The 759-nt window shown below is 22.9% G+C and carries 1 protein-coding gene and 1 pseudogene; one reads left to right on the top strand and one right to left on the bottom strand.

The features are described from left to right. Window positions 1-215 (top strand): CatA-like O-acetyltransferase (locus tag GQX97_RS13060; protein ID WP_232473394.1); only part of this gene is annotated, 215 nt, incomplete at its 5' end. Here the strand turns inward: GQX97_RS13060 and GQX97_RS13055 are convergent. Continuing rightward, window positions 199-759: pseudogene (locus GQX97_RS13055) on the bottom strand (hypothetical protein); the annotation flags it as partial. The gene GQX97_RS13060 and the pseudogene GQX97_RS13055 overlap by 17 nt on opposite strands.

Here is a 759-nt window from a genome sequence, read left to right as displayed (position 1 = left end):
CTATCCCTTGGGTMTCTTTTGAKGGTTTTAATTTAAAYATYAATAATTGTTTTGATTATTTGCCTCCRATATTYACTATAGGAAAATATTTTAATGATTCTAATAAAATATTAATGCCTATTGCTATACAGGTTAATCATAGAGTTTGCGACGGTTATCATGTAGGTTTATTTGCAGAGAGTTTGCAAGAAAATATWTTTAATCTAAAAAAATAGATATATCATTATACCATTTATTTATATAYTCTTTTAATTCATCGTATTTTATTTTTTCTTCTATAAATGAATCTCTATGCCATGGAGAAATCATATTTAATATATCATTTATATCATCAGAAAAATTATTAAAATTATTAGAGTTAATATTTTTTATTAATGATTCYAATTTATTTTTTAATAGTTCTTTGTTTTGTTTTTCTTTTATATATTTAAAATCTTTTAATTGTTTATTAGAAGATTTTTGCATATTATATATATTTACATTTTCTATTTTTGCTGATTCTTTTGTGAGGGTGAAAAAATCTATATTCTTTGATAAATATGCAACTAAACTTTCAAAATGATTTTTATAGCTTAAAAGAGAAGAGGAAGTATTTCTTAAACAATCATCAAAGCATTTTATTTTGTTATCATCATTTAGTCTTTTATATTTTGTTGTTTCAAAAGTATTTATTTTGTTGCTTGTATTTTTATCTAAAGGGATAGCACTGGGATCTTTAGAATGGCCTTCACTCTTACCATACACGAAGCTCTTCCGAGC

It is taken from the genome of Brachyspira sp. SAP_772 (assembly GCF_009755885.1).
Classification (GTDB): domain Bacteria; phylum Spirochaetota; class Brachyspiria; order Brachyspirales; family Brachyspiraceae; genus Brachyspira.
The sequence above is the reverse complement of the archived record's forward strand: the minus strand, read 5'-3'. Positions and strand labels throughout refer to the sequence as shown.